This window comes from Streptomyces sp. 2131.1 (assembly GCF_900105515.1).
Classification (GTDB): Bacteria; Actinomycetota; Actinomycetes; order Streptomycetales; family Streptomycetaceae; genus Streptomyces; species Streptomyces drozdowiczii.
In genome coordinates, this window is the sequence record NZ_FNSY01000001.1 from 7208345 (window position 1) to 7224416 (window position 16072).

Annotated in this window: 16 protein-coding genes and 4 pseudogenes; 8 read left to right on the top strand and 12 right to left on the bottom strand. The window is 68.0% G+C overall.

The annotated features are described in order from the left end of the window. Positions 1–11: 11 nt before the first annotated feature. Positions 12–869, top strand: a complete 858-nt coding sequence (locus BLW14_RS32315) for a 3-hydroxyacyl-CoA dehydrogenase family protein (RefSeq protein WP_093710580.1) — start codon at positions 12–14, stop codon at positions 867–869. Positions 870–1117: 248 nt separating this feature from the next. On the opposite strand, the gene BLW14_RS35640 is transcribed toward BLW14_RS32315, so the two are convergent. The 5 genes from BLW14_RS35640 to BLW14_RS35855 form a co-directional block, all read right to left on the bottom strand. After that, positions 1118–1546, bottom strand: coding sequence for a peptidylprolyl isomerase (locus tag BLW14_RS35640; protein WP_305616435.1), 429 nt, complete (start codon positions 1544–1546; stop codon positions 1118–1120). A 706-nt stretch (positions 1547–2252) separates the two neighbouring features. Then, positions 2253–2507: an alpha/beta hydrolase family protein gene (locus BLW14_RS32325; RefSeq protein WP_256332965.1), complete on the bottom strand. Its 255-nt coding sequence runs from the start codon at positions 2505–2507 to the stop codon at positions 2253–2255. 655 nt (positions 2508–3162) lie between these two features. Beyond that, on the bottom strand, positions 3163–3345 hold the full coding sequence (locus BLW14_RS34720) for a hypothetical protein (protein WP_177154185.1): 183 nt from the start codon (positions 3343–3345) through the stop codon (positions 3163–3165). 459 nt (positions 3346–3804) lie between these two features. Next, positions 3805–4680: an IS5 family transposase gene (locus BLW14_RS32335; RefSeq protein WP_093710581.1), complete on the bottom strand. Its 876-nt coding sequence runs from the start codon at positions 4678–4680 to the stop codon at positions 3805–3807. 45 nt (positions 4681–4725) lie between these two features. After that, the gene (locus BLW14_RS35855) at positions 4726–4941 is read right to left on the bottom strand and encodes a DoxX family protein (RefSeq protein WP_371128108.1); all 216 of its coding nucleotides are present in this window, start codon (positions 4939–4941) and stop codon (positions 4726–4728) included. Between the two features lie 307 nt (positions 4942–5248). On the opposite strand from BLW14_RS35855, the gene BLW14_RS32345 reads away from it, so the two are divergent. Then, positions 5249–5473: an MbtH family protein gene (locus BLW14_RS32345; RefSeq protein ID WP_093710582.1), complete on the top strand. Its 225-nt coding sequence runs from the start codon at positions 5249–5251 to the stop codon at positions 5471–5473. A gap of 431 nt (positions 5474–5904) precedes the next feature. Here the strand turns inward: BLW14_RS32345 and BLW14_RS32350 are convergent, their stop codons facing one another. After that, the gene (locus BLW14_RS32350; RefSeq protein WP_093710583.1) at positions 5905–7539 is read right to left on the bottom strand and encodes an alkaline phosphatase D family protein; all 1635 of its coding nucleotides are present in this window, start codon (positions 7537–7539) and stop codon (positions 5905–5907) included. Between the two features lie 60 nt (positions 7540–7599). On the opposite strand from BLW14_RS32350, the pseudogene BLW14_RS32355 reads away from it, so the two are divergent. Continuing rightward, a pseudogene (locus BLW14_RS32355) lies at positions 7600–8027 on the top strand (transposase family protein); the annotation flags it as partial. Here the strand turns inward: BLW14_RS32355 and BLW14_RS35530 are convergent. Together BLW14_RS35530 and BLW14_RS32365 are read right to left on the bottom strand one after the other, a co-directional pair. Then, positions 7967–8330 (bottom strand): annotated as a pseudogene (locus BLW14_RS35530) (hypothetical protein); the annotation flags it as partial. The pseudogenes BLW14_RS32355 and BLW14_RS35530 sit on opposite strands and share 61 nt — an antisense overlap. Before the next feature lie 93 nt (positions 8331–8423). Then, positions 8424–8792: a DUF6003 family protein gene (locus BLW14_RS32365; protein WP_256332966.1), complete on the bottom strand. Its 369-nt coding sequence runs from the start codon at positions 8790–8792 to the stop codon at positions 8424–8426. A 562-nt stretch (positions 8793–9354) separates the two neighbouring features. Here BLW14_RS32365 and BLW14_RS32370 point away from each other — a divergent pair. After that, positions 9355–9594, top strand: coding sequence for a hypothetical protein (locus tag BLW14_RS32370; protein WP_093710584.1), 240 nt, complete (start codon positions 9355–9357; stop codon positions 9592–9594). A gap of 127 nt (positions 9595–9721) precedes the next feature. Next, positions 9722–10786, top strand: coding sequence for a replication-associated recombination protein A (locus tag BLW14_RS32375; protein ID WP_256332967.1), 1065 nt, complete (start codon positions 9722–9724; stop codon positions 10784–10786). 80 nt (positions 10787–10866) lie between these two features. Here BLW14_RS32375 and BLW14_RS35860 read toward each other — a convergent pair whose 3' ends face one another. Together BLW14_RS35860 and BLW14_RS32385 are read right to left on the bottom strand one after the other, a co-directional pair. Further along, positions 10867–11232, bottom strand: a complete 366-nt coding sequence (locus tag BLW14_RS35860) for a helix-turn-helix domain-containing protein (protein ID WP_371128140.1) — start codon at positions 11230–11232, stop codon at positions 10867–10869. A 265-nt stretch (positions 11233–11497) separates the two neighbouring features. Then, the gene (locus tag BLW14_RS32385; RefSeq protein ID WP_093710585.1) at positions 11498–11950 is read right to left on the bottom strand and encodes a winged helix-turn-helix transcriptional regulator; all 453 of its coding nucleotides are present in this window, start codon (positions 11948–11950) and stop codon (positions 11498–11500) included. Between the two features lie 124 nt (positions 11951–12074). Here BLW14_RS32385 and BLW14_RS32390 point away from each other — a divergent pair, with 124 nt between their 5' ends. Continuing rightward, on the top strand, positions 12075–13562 hold the full coding sequence (locus tag BLW14_RS32390; protein ID WP_093710586.1) for an MFS transporter: 1488 nt from the start codon (positions 12075–12077) through the stop codon (positions 13560–13562). Positions 13563–13839: 277 nt separating this feature from the next. Here BLW14_RS32390 and BLW14_RS35540 read toward each other — a convergent pair. Further along, positions 13840–14023, bottom strand: a pseudogene (locus BLW14_RS35540) (transposase); the annotation flags it as partial. Between BLW14_RS35540 and BLW14_RS35545 the strand changes: the two are divergent. Next, positions 14024–14462 (top strand): annotated as a pseudogene (locus tag BLW14_RS35545) (IS630 family transposase); the annotation flags it as partial. It abuts the pseudogene before it with no gap. 120 nt (positions 14463–14582) lie between these two features. Here BLW14_RS35545 and BLW14_RS32400 read toward each other — a convergent pair. Next, entirely contained in the window at positions 14583–15413 is an 831-nt protein-coding gene (locus BLW14_RS32400) for a helix-turn-helix transcriptional regulator (RefSeq protein ID WP_093710587.1), read from the bottom strand. Between the two features lie 108 nt (positions 15414–15521). Between BLW14_RS32400 and BLW14_RS32405 the strand changes: the two genes are divergently transcribed. Continuing rightward, entirely contained in the window at positions 15522–15893 is a 372-nt protein-coding gene (locus tag BLW14_RS32405; protein WP_093710588.1) for a cupin domain-containing protein, read from the top strand. Positions 15894–16072 lie beyond the last annotated feature (179 nt).

Sequence of the window (16072 nt, forward strand, 5' to 3'; positions counted from 1 at the left end):
GAGCTAAACCCATGGCATTCACACTCCCCACTCCGGTCCAGGACCGGCCCGTCGCGGTGATCGGCGCAGGAACCCTAGGACGCCGGATCGCTCTGATGTTCGCCGACCGAGGCGGCCTGGTGCGCATCTACGATAAGTCCGAGGCAGCCGGCGAAGCCGCACGCGAGTACGTCGGCCAGCACATCGCCGAGGTCGCCGGACGGGTCGAGGGCGGAGCGCCGGGCCGCGTCGCCGTCACCGGTGACCTGGCCGAGGCGCTCGCGGACGTCTGGCTGGTGGTGGAGGCGGTGCCCGAGCACCTTGACCTCAAGCGGGAGATTTTCGGCCAAATCGACCGCGTGGCACCTGCGGACGCGATCCTGGCGAGCAACTCGTCCTCGTACGCGTCACGCGAGTTCATCGACCAGGTGACGCACCCCGAACGGGTACTGAACATCCATTTCTACATGCCGCCGGCACAGAATGCGGTCGACCTGATGTCCGACGGGCGGACTGACCCGAAGATCATGGACTTCCTCAAGGCGGAACTCCCGCGCTACGGTGTGTTCCCCTTCGAAGCGCGCAAGGAGTCGACCGGGTTCATCTTCAACCGCATCTGGGCCGCGATCAAGCGCGAGGCGCTGCAGGTGGTGGCGGAAGGGGTCTCCAACCCGCAGGACGTCGACGCGATGTGGAAGATCAACATGGGCGTCCCGGCCGGTCCGTTCCGGATGATGGACCAGGTCGGGCTGGACGTCGTCCTCGACATCGAAAACCACTATGCCGCCGAGAACCCGGCATTGCCCGTGGGCCCACGCGAGATGCTGAAGATGTACGTCGACGCGGGCAACCTCGGCGTCAAGACCGGACAGGGCTTCTACACCTACTGACACCGCCCGGCCGGTGCCGGTCTGAGCCGCCCCCGGGCACGCCGGACGAAGGGGCCGTCCCAGCCGTCGGCCCTCCCGAATGACGGGAACCTCAGGTCAGTCCGTCCGCCTGGGGGCCGGCCGCGGCGAAGCGGGCCCCGAGGGGCGCCGCTCGAAGGCGCTGAGGAATACACGTATCGGCAGCGGCCGCCCCGCGTCAACGTGGGGCCGGGCCCCCAACCGGACCTCTCGGTGACACGGGGCACGGTTCATGAGAGTCGGCAGGAGGGGCGGACGGTGCGCAGTTTGGACCTCAGCAGGGGCGTGCCGCCGACAGGCGCCGGGTCCTGCGCGGTCGGCTCGATTCCGCCGGCGGCGATTTTGTCGAGCGTCTTCAGACCGGCGGCGCCTACCGTGCCGAACACCGTGTAGTCCGGACGCAGGGCGGAGTCATCGTAGACGACGAAGAACTGCGAACCGTTCGTGTTCGGTCCGGCATTGGCCATCGCCAGCAAGCCGCGTCCGTAAAGGCGACGGGCCGTCACTGCCGCGCCGTGCAACGTGGCCGGGATTTGGGCCGCCGTCATCCGCACCCCCGGGCGACTGGCGAAGCCGGCGGACGGCATCGATGCGGCCGAGTCCTGGTCGGCGTGCGTTGGGGCGGCGCGGCGATCCCTTGGGAACTGATGCGTCGGCACTATCGGCGTCCTCGAGATGGCCTTTGGCCGTGAGGGCAGGCACCCGCCCGTGCGACGTGATGTGTCGGGCGAGGCGACAGAAGAGCAGGGCTAGGTTCGCACTACACCATATGTTCAAATGATTCTGGCCAGAGCGTTCTTGTGTGAATCGAACGTGTCATCGCGTGAAGGAGATCGTGCGTTCCCCAACGGGTCATTCGAACAGGGAAAGCCGCACCCGGCGCGGGTCTACGACAGAAGCCAACTCGTACGGTGCGCACCGTACGGCGGCCGGCTCGCGGGCGGGTGGTACGGACGTGAGCGTGTTGCGTACCGTCCCGGCTGCTTGATCGTCCCCGGACTGCTGTGCGCGGGGCGCGGCGCCGACCGAGGCGCCCCTCTGCTGGGCGGTGTCCCCGGCCCGCAGGCCACCCGGGCCACGGTCTGTCTGGCCGCGTGCTCGGCGATCCGGTAGGTGAGCGAGGTCTTCGCTCGTAGGTTCGTGCGGTGTAGGGCGGGCCGAGCCGTAGGGGTGTGTATGACTGATAGCCAGGTCACGATCAAGCTCACGAGTGACGGGGCACTGGTGCTGTCGCACTGCCGCGATCCCGGACGGCGCCCGCCGCTTCCACACCGCGCTCACTGTGCCGGCGGACTCCAAGTGTCCCGTCGGCGACTGCCGGATGGTCGGCGAGGAAGTCGGCCGCGGCGCCCAGATCACCAACCTTCAACGCAGGCGACTCGTAATCACGCGGCGCGCCCTCGGACTCGCCGTACCCGGTGAAGTCGAACGACAGCGCCGCATGCCGCGCGCGGCCAGTTCCTGTGTGTAGCGGTTGGCCATCTGCTCCTTGACCGAGGTCCAGGTACAGGCGACCAGTACGCCTGCCGCCGCCGCGGCCGCATCGGCGTCGGGCAGATAGAGATTGCCTGCGAGCTTGCCCTTGGCGCCGACGAAGCTCACCTGTTCACGTACGGGCATGTGTCACTCCTGTTGAGCGGGGAGATGGAATGCCTTCACGCTGGCACCCGGGCGCACTCGGGAACAACACCGCATGTGTAAAGGGAGGTTGAGCTGGGTTAAACCTCCGGGCGAACGATCCGCCCGCACGGAAGCCCGGTGAACCACATTGCGCCCTGGTCCGCCGGCAACCGCCCACGGCAGCCTTGAGGCCGCCGTGGGCGTGTGAGCAGGCCATGGAACCATCAGGAACGTGGTCCGGCATTGGCTAGGCCACGCCGGACCCCGTCATCAGCCCCCATCACTCGAAGTAACGAAGTGCTGCTAGGGCGTGTATCGAAAGTAGATCTTGAGCAGTGAATTATCACGGTTCATGGGGCTAGGTGATTGCACGCGCGACCAAGGGGAGGGGCGGCCAATGATCTGGCCGCGGCGGCAGTTGATCGACAGCATTCGGTTTCGGGTCCGGACCGGCGTTCCGTGGGGCCGGTACTACGACCGGTCCCGCCGGTGGCAGCGGGACGGTAGCTGGACCGGATCCTCACCCGTCGTCAGCCCCTGACCGACGTGAAAGTTGCCATGGCATACGGTCACCCACGAACAGGGGACCTGCGCAAGGAACCACGTAGACGAGTCCCTCGACAGAGACGGCACATGCTGCCGGGGAATCTCGAACTCAGGTTATGGAGATCACATAGAGAGAAGATCCCAGACTGGCCAATCCCAGGCAGAACCACATAGCGACTACACCATTCCGTCGCTCTTCCCTAGGGGCGTCGAAGTAGCCAAGAGCGAAGAAGAAGAAAATGCCTGCGAGTATCATAAGGCCCACACCGAGAAAGAAGAGCTTGACGCTCACAGTCCCCCACCTTCAAGATCTTTATGGATCAGCCCTTTTGCAACCTGAGTTCAACGTCTCGGAGTTGGGCTGCTGTGCAACATGCCGAAGCTCCTGGTAGACGGGTCCGCGCCGAGGGGAACCGGTGTCCGCCAGGAGCCTGCGTGCTTGTCTACCCGTCGTCGATCGATCTGTCCAGCCGTACTCTGTGCTCCCTGCCCCGCCACCTTCGTTGTCCGTCGTCTGGAGATCGAGGCCCGGTGGCGACGCCTCACCACCATGTCGCAAGCGCTGCCCGCACTGGCTCACCTGCGGGAGTCGCTTCCCCCGCGACGGCCGCGGACGGCCGGCCTTCTGAGCCCCCGTCGACCAATGTGTGGTCCCTCTACGTGAACTGCGATTTGGTAAGACGGGGTGAAGCTGTTCTTTTCTGGGGCGATCCCGACGTCGGGAACACCTGTCTGATGACGCGCGAGCATTTCATAGCCATTCGCCGATCGCCGCGACCAGCACAGTCGCCTCGTAGCGGACCGCGAGCTTGTCGCAGCGTGTGGCAACCGCGCGATGCCTCTTCAGGCGATTGATCCCGCACTCGACGGCATGACGCTCGCGGTAGTCGATGGGGTCGAAATGCGGCGGACGGCCACCGAGGGACCCGAGCTTTCTCCGGTTACGTGCCTGGTCGGCCTTGCTGGGGATGGTGCAGCGGATTCCGCGGCGACGCAGGTATGCACGGTTCTTCCGGGAGGCGTACGCCTTGTCAGCCCGCACGCGATCGGGGCGGACGCGCGGCCGGCCCGGCCCAATGCGGGGTACGCGAACCTTCTCCAGCACGGGTTCGAACTGCGGCGAGTCCCCGCGCTGCCCTGCCGTCACCACGATCGACATGGGCTTTTGCCCCTGTTCAACGGACAGGTGCAGCTTGGTGGTGAACCCGCCGCGCGAGCGTCCCAGCCCGTGATCCTCAGGTTCGGCGAACACCCCACCTGGTGGTTCTTTCTGCAGATCACCCCGTGTTCGAGCCCCGGCTGCGTGCTGATGGGCACGGCAGACCGTGGAGTCGACGTTCAGGTCCCATGTGATCGCACCCTTCGCGTCGGCCAAGGACTGGAGTCGGGTGAGGAGCCGGTGCCAAGTGCCGTCCCGCTGCCACCGGCGGAACAGGTCATAGATCCGGTTCCATGGACCGTACTGGACGGGCACGTCCCGCCACGGAACACCGGTCCGGACCCGGAACCGTATGCCGTCGATCAACTGCCGTCGAGACCAGACGGCCGGCCGCCCCGCCTTCGCACCCTTCGGCAACAGCGCTTCCAGCACCGCCCACTGCTCGTCCGTGAGATCTCCCCGCCCCATGAACCGTGATCATTCACTGCTCAAGATCTACTTTCGATACACGGCCTAAGAGAAGGAGACCGCCAGGGTGGCTGCGACGGGCGCCAGGTACAGCACCGGGAAGGCGACGGTCTTGTGGGAGCGGGCGCGCAGGACGGTGACGACGGCCCCGGCGAAGTAGAGGATCAGGCCCACTGCCGCGGCGATCCCGATGGCCGGCGCACCGATGCCGGCCAGCAGCCCCGCCGCCCCAGCAATTTGGCCACGGCAAGCGGGGTCCACCAGGAACGGGGCACCCCGTAGGAGACCAGCGGATCGACGACGAAGGGCGCTCGCCGCAACAGTGACACCACACCGCTAAGCTCACGCTCGCCGCGTGAGCATGACCGCGTGTCCACCACAACGGGGGAAGGCCCGTGGCGCACCCGCTGGTGACGTGCGCCGTTGCGGGGCCCGGCGTGAGCCGGAGTCTGGACGTGCCTCGTGACCCAGCTGGCCGGTTTCGTCCCTCAGATGGTCGTAACCGTGTGACCAGTCCGAAAGACGGGCGTTGAGCAGGTACAGGGCTGACCAGCGAAAGTGAGGCGTCATGTCGGACAGCGAGGACACCACGAAGTACGCGGTCGTCATCAACGCCGAGGAGCAGTACAGCATCTGGCCGGCCAACAGGGAGGTACCGGCGGGGTGGAGGCTGGAGGGCACGATGGGGCTCAAGGACGAGTGCATGGCGCACATCAAGGAAGTCTGGACGGACATGCGCCCCCTGAGCCTGCGCAGGCACATGGAAGCCGCGGCCGCCCAGGACCACGACTAGCGGACCGACACACTCCGGTCCCGTTCACTCTGTTGGCCAAGGCCGCCTTCAGGCCCTGGATGGATGCACCTTGGCTCGCCCCTGCCGGAGCTCCCATGCCTCGACCTGCTCTTCGCCACCTCGGGCGCCCCTCGGCATTGTTCATCCCTGTTGCACGGCCGCAACGTCCCGTTGCCTCGTGGTGCCTACGGGATGAACCGGGACGAGGTACGAGAGATCCTGGTCGTCACCTCGATCTGCATACCAGCGAGCTGGTGTCCGGACCCCTGAAGGGGATGGGCCTGGACACCCTGTACAACTCGCGCCCGAGTCTGCGCCGCTGGGTCTGCGGCACGTCTCCTGGACTGGACATGAGCCGAGACGGGCGGCCGTTGACGAGGGGTGAATTCCCGGACTGGGTGAGGGCCGTCCGGTCTGGTGCGCTGCCCGTGCTACGCGAGTTCCCGGTCCGTGATCGTCCGCAGGGCGCTCGTCCCGGCACGGTCCGCCCGGGCCTGTTCCAGGCGCAGCCGCGCCGACCGGCCCCGGAAGGTCAGCGTCATGATCTGGTTGCCGAACCAGGGGCCGCCGGTCCTGCGCCAGCTCACTGCTGGCGGCGCGCAGCGTCCGTGCCGGGCGATGCACCGGCCGAGGGCCCGTGCCAGCGCGCTCCAGCCGAAGCGGAAGCCGAGGCGCATCGAGAGCGGCACGGAGTTGTGGACCGGCGAGCAGGTCAGCTGGGCCACCCGCGCGTCGGGCGCACGGCCCGGCCAGGACGGCTCGGCGATGTAGGCGTGATGCACGTCGCCCGACAGCACGCTCACCGTCGCGGGCGCCTCCGGTCCCGTACCGGCCTCGGCGATCAGGTCGCCCAGCGCGTCGAAGGAGGAGCTGAAGGCGGCCCAGTGCTCCAAATCGGCCCCGCGTCGAATCCGTTCCCCGCGCTCGGCCCAGCGCTCGCCGCGCTCGCCGCCGCACATCGCGGCGTTCCAGGCTTCGACGTCGTGCACCAGGTGGGGCAGCAGCCAGGGCAGGGAGGTGCCGATCAGCAGGTGGTCGTACGAGCCCCGCCCGTCCAGGATCTGCTCGCGCGCCCAGGCGGCCTCCTCCGGGTCGAGCATCGAGCGGCGGTCCTCCGCCAGGATGCGGGCCGCGCGGGAGTCCACCATCAGCAGCCGGGTGCGGCCGAAGTCGCGCCGGTAGCTCCAGCGGACGGAGGCCGCGTCGGCGTCGGCCCGGGTGGCGAACGCGCGCAGGGCGGCGGTGCCGTCGGGGGCCTCGCGGACGGCCGCGTACAGCGGGTCGGCGGCCAGCTCGGCCGGGGAGAGGTTGCCCAGCTGCTGGTACACCCAGTACGACATGAGCCCGCTCAGCAGCCGCTCCTGCCACCAGTCGGTGGCCCGCATGTCGCTGAGCCAGGCGGCGGAGGTGTTCCAGTCGTCGATGACGTCGTGGTCGTCGAAGATCATGCAGCTGGGCACGGTGGACAGCAGCCAGCGCACTTCCGGGTCGAGCCAGGACTCGAAGTAGAGGCGTGTGTATTCCTCGTAGTCGGCGACCTGGTCACCGGGCGGTTCGTCCAGGTCGCGGCGGTCGCCGATCCAGCGGCGGGTGGCGTCGGACACCTCGTCGGCGTACACCTGGTCGCCGAGCAGCAGCAGGATGTCGGGGCGGGCGCCCCCGGGGTCGGCCGCCATCCGGGCGGCGAGGGTGTCCAGGGCGTCCGGGCCCACCGGGTCCTTGCCGCCGGCCGGCGGCGCGGCCCAGCGGCAGGAGCCGAAGGCGACGTGCAGGCCGTCGTCGTCAGTGGGCGTGGCGATCACCGAGGGCGGGAAGGGCGAGTCGGGCGGCGGCCACACGCTCGCACCGTCGAGGAGTACCTCGTACGGCGTCGACGTGCCGGGGGTCAGGCCCTCCACCGGGACCAGGGCGTAGTGGTGGCCGGCCACGAGGAAGGTGCCGACGGTGCCCCGCGTCCCGTCTGCGCAGCGCACCTCGGCGGTGCAGGGGCCGCTCGTCTCCACCCAGACCGTCGCGCACGAACCGTCGGTGTACCTCAGCAGTGGGCCCAGGCGCAGTCCCGCCATGATGATCCTCTCCTTCGTCGCCCCGTACGGTACGGGGCGACGAAGGCCGGTGGAAGGTCGGTGCCGAACGGACGGCGGTCGGCCGGCGTCTTCGAGAAGTTGGTGAAGGCAGTAAGGGAGCGGGAGGAAACGGTCCCGGTCGAGGGCGCCCGTGGTGCCTGCCGCCGGCGGACCGGGTCCTGTCGGTGGCCGTCTACTACCGGACCAACCTCACGATGCGCCGGCTTGCCCCGCTCTACGGGATCTCCCCGGCCACCGTCTGCCGGGTCATCCATCGCCTGTGGCCGCTTCTCGCGCTGGAGCCGGCTCCGCGGCCCGTCGCGGACGTCGAACGGTTGTGGATCGTGGACGGAACCCTGGCTCGCGGCCGTACCGTCGCCGCGTCCTCCCGTAATTACCGGTTCTCGGCGAACGTGCAGGTCACCATCGATACGGACAGCCACCTGGTGATCGCCTCGGTCCGCCCCGTCCTCGGGAACACGGTGGACTGGTTGCTGACCTTGCCCACGGTCCACCGTTCTGCCTCACGCATGAAGCTGATCTCGCCGGCACTCAGAACCACGTTCCCGCCAGCGCAAGCGACGTGCTCATCGCCGCGGCGCCAGCCGAAGCACACCATCCGTGCCGACCACGAAGGTGAACGGTTCGGTCAGCTCTGCTGCCGATCGCTCAGCGATCCAGCCGTCGAAGTCAGCCGCCGAGCCGATTCGGCACCCGCCACCGTCAGGCCGGACCGCAGCCTTTAGCTCGACCGGTCCGACGTATCGGTAACTCCGCCCCCGCGTACTCACGTCAGCCAACCTAGCCTTGTTCCCGGGGACGGGGCGGGCGGAGGCGATCGCCAGGCGGCATGCGCCATAGGTGACGCCTCGATTTGTGACCGATCAAGAGCGATGTGCGGTCGGCAGGGCCGCAGGATCCACCCCGGAGAGTTCGACGATGCGGTGCGCCGGGAGGCCGGCGGCCAGAGCTTTGTGAAGCAGGGCGTCGCGCCCCTCCTCGCTGTCACGGTAAGACAGCAGTTCCTTCTCGACGGCCGCCACCTGGTCGGTGGCGGCAGCCCGGCGTACCCGCTCCAGCTCCTCCTCGGTCAGCGGCACCGGGAGCCGTTCTGCTCCCTCGGGAATCATCCCGGTCTCTTCGGGCGGCACGACGTGCAGCGCCGGAGACGCGGCATCGGTCTGGTGGGCATCGAGCCAGGCCCGCACGGCCGGTGCCTGCGGGCGTTCGCCGCCCGGCACGCCGCCGCCCACGCGAAAGCGGCAACCCTCCGCCCCCAACGCCCGATGCCACTGCGGCGCGCAGAGCTGCGAAGCCCACCCCGACACCAAGACCCACTGCGCAGGCACCGTCCTGCTGATCCTGCGCCACGACCCCCTCATCCGCCGCGTCTGAACCATTGAAGCAGTCTGCGAAGCGTGCACGCCGCTGATCCCGAACGCCACGGTCCTGGCCCGCGCCGAGCGCCCCCGCAGCACCCCCGATCGCACCATCACACAGGTGGCAGCCCCGCACGGGCGGTAGTTGCGGGCGGTTTCTCCTCACCCGCCGCTCCGAGTGCCGAGGACGCTGATCCCGTACGGCGTGCCCGGCGCAGCAGCTGGCGTTCATGACCTGGGCCCTGCCTGAGGCCCGGGATGTGGTCCGTTTGCTGATGTTGTTGGCCGATGACAGTGAGGCGGTGCGGGAGACGCGCAACCGGGTCGGGGGATCGCGGGGCGGCTGCTGGCGGAGTAGGACCGGGCTGTCGAGATGCGCCGAAGGGGTGACGGGGCGAGCCTGGTTAGGCCACTTCTTCCGATCCCTTGGAGAGTCATGATCGTCAAGATGTTGCATGACAAGGGCTTGCAGTCCGAGCACGCCTACGCCGCCGGGTTCGCATCGATCGGGCTGTCGATCGCGTCGTGGTGCGGGTCGATGAAGGTGGAGCCGTCGGGGGTGTCCCGCGCTGACCGGTGGGGGATCTTCGTCGGTGAGTGGGCGCCTACGTTCTTCGCGCTCGGGCTCGCCCTGGCGAACTACGAACGCGACGAACTGCACTCCGTAGCCGGCTGACAGCACCACGCCACGCAGCAAGCGCACGGCCCTCCCGCTGGGGAGGGCCGTTCATTTCCGGCGTTGACGCCGCTCGCCTTCCTACTTCTCCGCACAGGTTGGGTCGGCGGGTTGATGGCCAGTCCTGTTGTCGGCCACCTTCTCCGGCGTCGCCGACCTGCGCAAGCTCTTCACCGCCGCACGCAACCGACGCACCATAGGCCAGAGCACCATGTTGTTCGTCGACGAGATCCACCGCTTCAACCGCGCCCAACAGGACAGCTTCCTGCCCTACGTCGAGGACGGCACGGTCACCCTGATCGGCGCCACCACGGAGAACCCAAGCTTCGAACTCAACGGCGCCCTCCTCTCCCGCACCCAGGTCCTCGTCCTCAAACCCCTCGACGAAGCCGCCCTGTCCACACTCCTCGACCGCGCCGAACACCTCACCGACCACCGGCTGCCCCTCGACGACGACGCCCGCCGCGCCCTGATCGCGATGGCCGACGGCGACGGCCGCTACCTGCTCAACCTGGCCGAACAACTCCTTGCCCTTCCGGAGACCAGGACACCTCTGGACACCACCGCGCTCGCCCACCACATCCAGCAGCGCGCCCCGCTGTACGACAAGGCACAGGAGGGCCACTACAACCTGATCTCCGCGCTCCACAAGTCGATGCGCGGCTCCGATCCGGACGCGGCCCTGCACTGGCTCGCCCGCATGCTCGACGGCGGCGAGGACCCCCTGTTCGTCGCCCGCCGCCTGGTCCGCTTCGCGAACGAGGACATCGGCATCGCAGACCCGCACGCCGTCCAGCAGGCACTCGCAGCCTGGGACGTGTACGAGCGACTCGGCTCCCCCGAGGGCGAGCTGGCGATCGCCCAGGCAGTCGTCTACCTCGCCACCGCACCCAAGTCCATCGCCGTCTACCGCGGCTTCAACGCCGCACACCGGGCCGCCCGCCGCACCGGCTCCCTCATGCCCCCCGCCCACATCCTCAACGCCCCGACCCGGCTGATGAAGGACCTCGGCTACGGCAAGGACTACCAGTACGACCCCGACACCACCGACGGCTTCTCCGGCGCCGACTACTTCCCCGACGACATGGACCACGAGACGTACTACCAGCCCACCCACAACGGCTACGAAGCCCAGATCACAGAACGCCTCCGCCACTGGGCCGCTTTGCGGGCGCGCAGACAACGTGGCTGACACGACAGACGCCGGCTCAGACTACAAAGACCGGACGAGGTCAGCGTCGCGGCGCAAATGAGATGGCTGCGTGGCACTCCCTACTGCTGGTTGAGCCACACGGCGGCGGGGACAAGTCCTGGCGCGCCACAGGTCCCGCTCGGCGAACAGCTGAACCTCCGGCTCCTCGTGCCATAGAGAACTCGGCGCGCCCGGCCGCGGTTCGTCGGACAGGCCTCCAGGTCCCGTTCGATGAACCGCCGCCGCCAGGTGCGGACCGTGTCCGCGGCAACATTCAGCCGATGGGACATCTCCAGGATCGAGTGCCCCTCGGCGTACTCCAGCACGATCCTCGAGCGCTGAGCCAGAGCCTGGGCCGTCATGCGACGAAGCACCCAACCCTCCAGCACGGCCCGCTGGGCATCAGTCACCGAGAACGGCGGAATCTTCGGACCCGGACGACTCATGAACAACCAACGACGAACCTACGACTCAGGTCACTAGCCGGTGCCGGCTCCACCTCGGCCGGGCGCTAGCCGTACCGCACGTATGCCGACCGGGTCACTGCGGCGACGAGGCAGAAGTGACGCGGCCAGCGACCCGGCTGACCGCCGGAGGGACTGAGCTGAAACCCTCACAGACTTGCTCGGCAGGGAAGTCGTAGAACGCGAGCATTTCGGCCTCATCGCCGAAGGGCTGGCGGTACGGCTTCGAGGGGCTGGCGGGCCCGGCTCAGACCCCGTCCATCACCATCTGCGCGCTCTCAGCCTCGGCCTGGCGCTGGTCGTAGTCGGCGCGCGCGGCGGCGATCTCGTCCTGGTGGTCCTCGGTCCAGGTGACGAGCGCCTGGATGGTGTTGTGCAGCGTCGAGCCCATCGGGGTGAGCTGGTAGTCCACGCGCGGCGGGACGACGGGGTGCACCGTGCGGTGTACCAGCCCATCGCGCTCCAGCTGGCGCAGTGTCACAGTCAGCATGCGCTGGCTGATTCCGTCGATCTCGCGCCGCAGTTCGGTGAAGCGCAGGGTGCGGCGGTCGAGCAGGGCGATGACGAGCAGCGACCACTTGTCGGCCACGCGGTCGAGGATCTGACGGACCTCGCAGCCCTCTCGGGTGTCCCACTGTCGGGCTTGGTCGTCATCGGTTCCCGTGCAGTGACTCAGTGACTTCAAAGTGCCTTCTTCCATGGTCGTTCAGGGTGCACCAGGATCGAGACGGTAACAAGAGGGAACTGACAGGTGGTTCGGTAACCATCTGCGATGCCTTCGTTCTCTCTTTTCTCCCCTTCCCTTTTGCTTGAAGGAGCCGTCCATGTCCACGTCGTCCATGTCATCTCCGCCGGATCCAGGCGCCGCCCGCCTGAGCGGGCGCGCCTGGGGGGTGCTCTTCGTACTGTGTGGAGCGATCTTCCTGGAAGGTATCGATGTGGCCATGCTCAATGTGGCCCTGCCGTCGATCCGTGCCGACCTGGGGCTGTCCACCGGTGAGCTGCAGTGGGTGATGAGCGCGTACGTCGTGGGTTACGGCGGGTTCATGCTGCTGGGCGGAAGAGCGGCGGACCTGTTCGGCCGCCGACAGATGTTTCTGTTCTGGCTCACCGTGTTCCTGCTCTTCTCCGGCCTGGGCGGGTTCGCCGACGATGGATCGACGCTCATCGTCGCGCGCTTCGTCACGGGGGTTGCCGCCGCGTTCATGACTCCGGCCGGGCTGTCCATCATCACGACCGGCTTCGAGGAGGGGCCACAGCGTGACAAGGCCCTCTTGGTCTACTCCGGCACCGCGGCCGGAGGTTTCTCCATCGGTTTGGTCGTCGGAGGGCTGCTGGCCTCGGCCGATTGGCGCTGGGTGTTCTTCGCCCCCGTAGTCCTGTCGTTCCTCATCCTGGTCGCCGCCCTGGCCCTCATCCCCAAGTCCGAGCGGCCCGACCGCGCCGGGCAGCGTGTCGATCTGCTCGGGGCGCTCACCGTGACTGGCGCGATCGTGGTCCTCATCCTCGCCGTCGAACGTGCCGCCCACGCCGGCGTGGGCCAGACGCTCGGTACCCTCGCCGCGGGCTTCGCGCTCCTCACCGTCTTCGTACTGACCGAACGCCGGGCGGCCGCCCCGCTCGTGCGGCTGGGGATCTTCCGCAGCGGTTCCCTGGTGCGCGCCAACCTCGCCGCGCTGCTGTTCTCCGCTGGCTTCTTCGGCTTCCAGTTCATCGCCGTGCTCTATCTGCGGGAGTTGCGAGGCTGGTCCACGGTCCAGACCAGCCTCGCGCTCCTGGTGATCGGCATTGACGCCGTGCTCTCACCCACCCTCACCCCCAAACTCGTCAACCGCTTTGGCAACGTCCGGGTCATCTTCGGCGGCCTGGTGCTGGCCGTGCTGTCGTACGCCCTGTTCCTGCCGGTCGCCGGCGACTGGACGTATGCGGCGATGTTCCCCAGCTTCATCACCCTCGGCCTGGCGTTCTCCCTGGCCTACGGTCCGCTCACCCTTGTCGCCACCGAGGGCATCGACGAGGAGGAGCAGGGACTCGCGGGAGGACTCCTCTACACATTTTTCCAGTTCGGCGCCGCCCTCGGTCTGTCCACCGTCACCGCCGTCAACGTCTCGGCCACCGGCGACGGGGGATCCCCCAAGGCCCTGCTCGACGGCTACCACGCCGCCCTGCTCGTCCCGCTCATCGCGGCAGCCCTCGCCGCGCTCATCAGCGCGTTCGGCCTCCGCGGTCGCCCCCGTGCGACGGATGGCGACGCCACGCGGGTCGCGCCGGCCGCCGCCGAAGGTGCCGAGACGGCAGAGGCGGCGCGATGAGTCCCGCAGAGACGGAGGTGGCGCCATGGCGCTGAAAGGGCGCTCCTTCTCCGATGTGGAGAGCGAGTTCTTCCAGTACATAAGCGACATCGCATACGCGACGATGACCACTGTCGACAAGAAGGGCCGCCCCCGGGGTCGCATACTCCTGCCATCTGGGAGGTCATCGACGGCCGCCCCGTCGGCTGGCTCGCCGCAGGGCAGCCCGCCCGGGGTCGGCTATGACCCCGGCGGCTACTGGCGCGGCGGACCGACGGACCCGGAGTACCACGTGGGTCCGAGCCGGCCGGCGGGGCGTGCAGGGTGGGCGCTCGATCTCCCACGGCCGCCGGAGGTCAGTGGCGAGTGGCACGGGCGAGGCGGAGCTGGGTGTGGGCGGCGAGGACCAGCCAGGTCCAGCGGTCGGCGGCGGCCGAGTCGCGCAGGCGTGGCCGCGTCCAGCCGAGGGTCTGCTTGAGCATGATGAGTTCGGCCCGCTGGGAATCCGCCCCGCCGCAGGCTCCTGCTGGGCCGCCCAGACCAAGCCCGACCGCATCCCGGCGACCTGCCACCGCACCCACGGCGTCACCTACTTCCGCGGCTGCTACTCCATCGGCGACGACACACTGTGGGGTATCAACCGCCGGCACAAGGGCTCGGCCCAGTCCTTGGCCGCGCTGAGATCGATCCGCGCGGCCCGCGATCGAAGCACACTTCGGACCGCTTCGGCAGTTCACCCTGGCCAACTCGAATCACCCAAACCACACCGCCCAGACCCGCGAACTGCACCGCTACCTGCGCTGGCGCAACGTCAGCGCCCGCCACCGCGATGTCCTCGCCGCCGGACGCAAGGAACGCGCCCGCATCCGCAGCGAGAAGGGCATCCGCTGGGGCGGACGCCCTCTCGCCGACGCAGCCTGACCCCAAGCCGGTGAACCTATGCGGTCAGAGCACGTGCTCTGACCGCATAGGTTCACCGGCTTGATTTTCAGAGGCGGAGGCTATTGGGGGCGTTTTGAGGCGAGCATCCGATGCGAGGGCTCAAGAGGTGGTTGGGTACGAACCGGTGCGAGTGCGCTGGTAGCGCGCGGGGGTGATGCCCACGTGGCGTGTGAAGTGTCGGTTCAGGTGGGCTTGGTCGTGGAATCCCAGGGTTGTGGCGACCTCGGCGGGCCGGTGGCCGTCGAGGAGAAGTCGGCGTGCCTGCTCGATGCGCTTGCCGGTGAGGTAGGCGTGTGGCGGAAGGCCGTATGTCTGCTTGAAGCAGCGGATCAGGTGGGTGGGGTGGGCATACAGGATGGCCGCAGCCTCGCCTAGGGATATGCCGACGTGTATCCGTGCGTCCAGGAGTTCTCGCAGTTCGGCGGCGAGCCGGTTTGCCTCACGCCCCGGTGCGCGGGGCTGGAGCGCCTCGAGGTGGGAGTGGAGGCGTTCTGTGATGAACGAGAGGCGGGACTCTGCTTCGAACCGGTCTTCGGCATGAACGAGAGTGGCGTGCAGCTGGTGGATTCGACGGCGCAGTAGTCCGTCGGTGACGACTGGGGCGTCCACCGCCCGGCCGGCAAGACGCTGCGGGAGTACGGAGTCGTCGAGGTAGAGGTTGCGTTTGCGGAAGCCTGACGCTGTGACCGTGCGGCCGTCGTGGGGGATACCGGGAGGTAGCAGGAGGACGCTGGCGGTGCCGGTTGCCCCATGGCGGTGACGGTCGAGTGCGAAGTCCACGGAGCCGTCGTCGAGGATCATCAGGTCCCACGTGTCGTGGGTGTGGGCCGGGTATGCGTGGTCGGTGAAGTGGGCGTGGAAGACCTCGGTGATCCCTGGGACCTGCGGCCTCCAGGCACTGACGGTCGTGCGGGGTCGGTCACCACTCATGCCAGAAACGTACAAGACTGGCGGAAGCCGAGCACGGCAGGCTCGTGACACCGGCCGGAGGGGCTGAGGAGTCACTCCCGGTTGACCGGTCTTGAGGAAGGATGCCGCATGTCCAAGTCTGCTGTCCCTGTCAATCTCGCCGACAGGCTGTCGCAGTTCAGCGAGCTGTGGTCACAGAAAAAGGTGGCTGCGCTCAACGACTACGAGGTCAAACTGGCCAAGCTGAAGGGTGAGTTCGTCTGGCACACGCACGAGGAGACCGATGAACTCTTCCTGGTCATCAGCGGACGGCTCACCATCCAGCTCAGGGATGCCGATGTGGTGCTGGAACCCGGCGAGTTGTTCGTGGTCCCGCGCGGGGTCGAGCACTGCCCGGTGGCATACGAGGAGACCGCGATCCTGTTGTTCGAACCAGAGGGAACACTCAATACCGGTGACGCAGGCGGGCCGATGACCAAGGCGGCCGAAATCCTCAGCTGACAGGAGGGCGTAACGACATCAGGCCGCCGCCGTCATGGGGCGTCCGCCCCAGCGGATGCCTTTCTTGTTACGGGCGCGGGCCCGCACGCGTCGTTGAAGCGGTGGATCACTGTCGAATTGATCATCTAGGACCGCATCAGACAACGTTTGCCCTGTCGTGATAGGCGGGCCGACTCATC